Below are 5390 nucleotides of genomic sequence, written 5' to 3' on the forward strand. Positions count from 1 at the left end.
CAGCGCATGGCAGACTTCCGCATTACCAACCCGAAATGGTATGGCGTGAAGAAAGAAAAGAAGGAGGAGGTGTAAGACGATGAAACAGGGTAAGTTTTCGATTATCAAGAAATTTCCGATTTTCGCATTGATTGCACTGATTGCAATCGCACCAGGTCTCGTCGGCTTGGTTACTCTTCCGTTTGGCATGAACTTGTTTAACATGGATGTCGATTTCATCGGCGGCACCAGCATGACCTTCGATATTCATGAAGAAGTAACCAGCGATATTTCCAGCAAGACGATTCCGGAACTGGTGCAGGACGCTGTCGGTATCGAGCCGTCTTCGGTACAGAAAACCGGCGACGACGGTGAAGAAGTCCTGATTAAGTGCACCCGTCTGGACAGCAACCAGCAGAATCAGGTTGTACAGGCGATGCAGAAGCAGTTCAATCTGTCCGATGACGATACACAGAATATTTCTGACGTCAATGCGACGATTGGTAAGGAGACACAGGGCAAGGCAATTACCGCTGCTTTGGTTGCTGTCGTTCTCATGATGATTTACATCACCATTCGCTTTGAGTTGACTTCTGGTTTGGCGGCCATTACTTGCTTGGCACATGACCTGCTGGTTGTGCTGTCCGCGTATGTGATTTTCCGCATTCCGTTTAACACGACCTTTATCGCGGTTGCGCTGACGATTCTCGGCTATTCTATCAACGCAAGTATTATTGTGTTTGACCGTATCCGCGAGAATCGAAAGTTTGCACGCCGCGAGCTGTTTGAAGATACTGTGGAAAAGAGTATCTGGCAGACGGTCGGTCGTACGGTAAATACATCTATTACGACACTGCTCACGGTTGGTATGATCTTTATCTTTGGTGTCACCAGCCTGCGTCAGTTCACGCTGCCGATGATTGTTGGTATCATCGCAGGTGCATATTCGTCTATGTTCCTGTCCGGCGCATTCTGGTCGAAGTACCGCGGTATGATGCGCAAGAACAGAAAGGAAAAGGCGCAGAGAAAGGTTTCGTCGTCCAAGTCTTCGGAAAAGAAGGCTGCAAAGCCACAGCCGGAAAAGGCCGAAGAGGCACCGAAGGCAGAAGAGGAGAATGCGGAGACTGTTGCTGCTGCACCGCAGCCAGCACCGGCAAAGAAAGTCACACCGAAGAAAACCTCGAGAAAACAGAGAAAAAAGAAGCATTGATTGCAATTCCGGACAGATTTTATCTGTCCGGTCTTTTTTTTCACGCGAAAATATGGTATTCTTTATAAAGAAAGCGTTTTTGAGGATTGAAGGAGTGAACACGATATGAAGTGCCCGTATTGCAAATATACAGAGAGCAAGGTCATTGATTCTCGCCCGACTGTCGATGGGGAGAGCATTCGCCGCCGCCGCACCTGCCAAAAATGCGGCAAGCGATTTACGACATATGAGACTATCGAATCCCGTTCACTCATGGTGATAAAAAAAGATGGTTCGCGCCAGCAGTATGACAGAGAAAAACTCATGCGCGGCATTCTCAAAGCCTGTCAAAAGCGTCCGGTCACAAAGGCACAGATGGACGATTTGCTCAGTGATATTGAAAAAGAACTGTACGATCAGTTGGAAAATGAAGTGTCCTCTATGACAATCGGTGAAATGGTTGTCGAGCGGCTGATTGACATTGATGAGGTGGCATATATCCGGTTTGCTTCTGTCTATCGAGATTTTGATGATGTCGATTCATTTATGGCAGAACTGAAGCGTATTCGCCCGCATCATAAGTGAAAAAACCGTATCTATGATATATTTTTCATAGATACGGTTTTTTGTTTATTTGAGAAAGATTAACGTGCTGAAGGCTTTGTCAAACGATCCATGACCTGCTGCACAGTGACAATTTCATGCAATTCACCCACACGGCCGCCGCAGAATACCAATCCGCCCATATTTTCGCCGCGTGCTGCGTCAAACAGCGCTTGGGATAGACAATATGGTGTCGTGGCAGGATGGCAGATCTCCGGCATACAGCGGAAGCAATGCTGGACAGGAATGCCGCCGTGATCGTATGCCTGCTTCACAAAGTTTGTGTTGATGGCGCGAGCAGCAAATCCAGTCGGGCTTTTGATGATGCGCACATCCTCTGGGCGTGCGTCCAAATATGCCTGCTTAAATCGATCCGAAGCATCACACTCTTTGGTTGTGACGAAGGAAGAGCCTACCTGCACGCCGGAAGCACCGAGCGCCAACATGCGCTGGACGTCTGTGTAATCCATAATGCCGCCAGCGGCAAAAATCGGAATAGAGACTTGGTGCTCCTGTTCAAACTTGCGGATATAAGCGACAACATCGGAGAGCGCTTGTTCCAGCGTTTGATTGGTGCCGTTGTACAGATCATCCAACTTGAAGCCGAGATGACCACCGGCGAGAGGGCCTTCTACAACAACGGCATCCGGAAAACGGTTGTGCTTGCGCAGCCATTTGGTCAAAATCAAACGGCAGGCGCGAGCGGAAGAAACGATGGGGACAATGCGCGTTTGGCTTCCTGCTGTCAGTTCCGGCAGTGTGAGAGGCAGACCGGCACCGGAGATAATCACATCTGCGCCCTGCTTGACGGCTTCTGTGACATATTCTGCGTAATGCGCGTCAATGGACATAAAGTTCATGCCGATAATGCCGTTCGGTGCAAGTTCTCTTGCACGGCGCAGTTCTTTGCCGATGGCGCGAATATTTGCAGAAACGGGGTCCTTTTCAAAATCCGGCTCACGAAAGCCGATCTGTACGCCGGAAATAATGCCAATGCCGCCTGCGTTGGCAACAGCCGCTGCCAAGCCGGAGAGAGAAATACCAATGCCCATGCCGCCTTGAATGACCGGCAGTTGGGGATGAAGTCCACCAATAGAAATTTCAGGTAAATTCAAAACAATGTGCTCCTTCTATATCAACGAGAATGTGTCAATCTAAATAGTTTTCAATAGTATATCACGTTGTTCTGGAAAACACAATAGTTTCGGACATAAAAATAACCAGTGTACGAAAACGTACACCGGTTATAAAAATGGGCAATAATATTTATTACTTGCGTTGAGCAACCAGATTGATTTGATTCTTATCTGCGAGACCTGCGGTGTAAACCGTTGCAGAACCGGCTGCCAAGCCCTTGGCAAAACCGTCTACCATGCTGTGACGCTCCAGATAACCAGCTAAGAAACCTGCAACCATCGAATCTCCTGCGCCGTTGACGTCAATTAGCTCTATCGAGAGATCATCCGTCTTTGGTGCAGGGGAGGAGAATACCTGTCCCTCTTCTGTGACAAGAATGGCACCGTCAGCACCCATAGAAACCAATACATTGCGGGCGCCTTCTTCCTGCAAGTGCATGGCACAGCCGACAATATCATCGTATTCTGTCAGGGTACGTCCGAAGATTTCACCCAACTCAATCAGGTTTGGCTTGATGAGGAATGGATGATACGGCAGTGTGCGCCGCAGTAAATCGCTGTTGGTATCTACAATGACCAAAACGTGTTTCGTATCTATAGTTTCCAAGATTTTTTCGTACATATCACGCGGCATACTGCGCGGAATGCTGCCGGAAAGAACCAAGCAATCGCCTTCTTTGACGGTTTGCTTGAGACGCTCAATAAACTGACGGCATTCTTCCGGCGAAACGCTGGGACCTTGTCCGTTCATCTCGGTCTGCGGCTCAGCAATCTTATTCAGCTTGACATTGATACGAGAAAATCCCTCTGGAAGCTGCGTAAACTGCGTGGTACATCCAAGGCGTTTCATTTCTTCTTCGATGTGTTCGCCTGTGAAGCCTGCAACAAAGCCGAGGGCAATATTGTCTACACCTAAGCTGTTGAGCACAATAGAAACATTGATGCCTTTGCCGCCGACGCGGATGGCTTCTTCACCGATGCGATTGAGTCCGCCGAAGGCAAAATCATCAATGCGGATGGAATAATCTAAGGACGGATTAAAAGTAACAGTATAAATCATAAAATAACCACCTTATCAAATGTATTTCCACTTTTAATGATAATTGTTTTTTCTACAAAGTCAATTGATGCAGTTGTTTTATGGGTTGAGAAAAACGAAGCCTTTATTTGTGCAAAATGCACAAATAAAGGCTTCTGTTAAAAATATTGCTGTAACATAGGGATAGCGGCACATCGCTTAGTGTAAGCGGGAAAGTCTCGCTGAATGCGAGCAGCACATTTGCTGCAAAATGCTTCGCGCAGCATTGGCTGTTCCTGCATGGCTTGCTTGAAGCCCCATACATGGGTGAAATCACGCTGTTTGCCTGAGAACAAGTCCTGTTCTGTGGAAAACGCATAGATAGGAACAGAGAGAGATTCTGCACACATGGCGAGCAGCCGCTGTTCTGCGAATACCATGTAGATTAGACCATCTTGCCCGCGGGTTGCTTGCATAAAGTCCATCGCTTGCCGGATATATGTCTTGCGGAGTGTCTCGTCACCGAAATAGGTGAGTGCGGTGTTGCACGCCTGCGCGTTCCAATTCCAATCAGCAGGGAATTGGTACGAAGCATCTAAGACAAATGCGGAAGGATCGGGGTAAATATCAGGATGCAATGCCTCTCGATGGATTACGGCGAGCGGCTTGCTCCAATGCGCGGCAAGCGAGTGCCAGACGATAAAATCTGTGTCCAGCATGACACAGGGTGCCGGAACAGATGCCAGCGCGTACAGCTTTCCCGCCGCCCAAAACGTGCAGGGATCGATAGTTTGCGGAATACAGTTGAGATGTGTAAAAATACCACCGTCCCAAAGCTCAGTCAAGCCGAGGGAACGGTAGTATTGTGCGCCAATATCATCGGTAATCATGCGGATAGATCCGTTTTCCCGCCGCCACAGCAGCGCAGACAGCACAGTGGTCAGCAAATCATAATCCGCCATTTCATATGGTCTGCCTGTCCAGCGCGCGGTATAGGGGCGTGTCCAATTGGAAACAAATGCCTGCATATCAAATTAAATCCAGCCCATAACCGCCCAGCATAGAGAAAGTAGATAAACTGCCGGATGACAACCGGAACGAACCGCTGGAACGCTGGGAAGTTCTATAAGATGACAAGTAGGAGGATAGATAAGAAGAGGAGACAAACGAGCCGGAACCTCGATAAGAACCAGAGCCAGTATACTGCATCTTTGGTTCTTCGAGCAAGAGCTGCTGTGTCTCTGTTCGCCATTCACAGACGGTTTCAGACGATTCCTGTCCGGCATCTTCGGCATCCTCTCGAATCGCATCGGCAGCGATTTGACGGAGATCCTGCGGCGCATCGAAAATTGCATCCAAGGTATCTGTCGGTTCTTCTTTGGAAGAAACAGTTTGTTCCGGCGCAGGCTGGCTGTGCTGCTGGTGCTTGGCATAGCTTGCTGCGTCCATCATAACGCCGTTCCAG

6 protein-coding genes are annotated in these 5390 nt (G+C 48.6%); 2 read left to right on the top strand and 4 right to left on the bottom strand.

Annotated features, from left to right (window positions below):
- Positions 1 to 79 precede the first annotated feature (79 nt).
- Positions 80 to 1189, top strand: coding sequence for a protein translocase subunit SecF (gene secF / locus ACR0P9_RS07130; protein ID WP_432618692.1), 1110 nt, complete (start codon positions 80 to 82; stop codon positions 1187 to 1189).
- Between the two features lie 105 nt (positions 1190 to 1294).
- A complete protein-coding gene (gene nrdR, locus ACR0P9_RS07135) occupies positions 1295 to 1753 on the top strand; it encodes a transcriptional regulator NrdR (RefSeq protein ID WP_432618694.1) in 459 nt (152 codons plus the stop codon).
- A gap of 59 nt (positions 1754 to 1812) precedes the next feature.
- On the opposite strand, the gene ACR0P9_RS07140 is transcribed toward nrdR, so the two are convergent.
- The 4 genes from ACR0P9_RS07140 to ACR0P9_RS07155 form a co-directional block, all read right to left on the bottom strand.
- On the bottom strand, positions 1813 to 2886 hold the full coding sequence (locus tag ACR0P9_RS07140) for an NAD(P)H-dependent flavin oxidoreductase (protein ID WP_432618696.1): 1074 nt from the start codon (positions 2884 to 2886) through the stop codon (positions 1813 to 1815).
- Between the two features lie 154 nt (positions 2887 to 3040).
- Positions 3041 to 3967, bottom strand: coding sequence for a 1-phosphofructokinase (pfkB, locus tag ACR0P9_RS07145; protein ID WP_432618698.1), 927 nt, complete (start codon positions 3965 to 3967; stop codon positions 3041 to 3043).
- A gap of 137 nt (positions 3968 to 4104) precedes the next feature.
- A complete protein-coding gene (locus tag ACR0P9_RS07150) occupies positions 4105 to 4953 on the bottom strand; it encodes a DUF6734 family protein (protein WP_432618700.1) in 849 nt (282 codons plus the stop codon).
- Position 4954: 1 nt separating this feature from the next.
- Positions 4955 to 5390 (bottom strand): hypothetical protein (locus ACR0P9_RS07155; RefSeq protein WP_432618702.1); only part of this gene is annotated, 436 nt, incomplete at its 5' end.

The organism is Butyricicoccus sp. (assembly GCF_050872565.1).
Taxonomy (GTDB): Bacteria; Bacillota; Clostridia; order Oscillospirales; family Butyricicoccaceae; genus Butyricicoccus_A.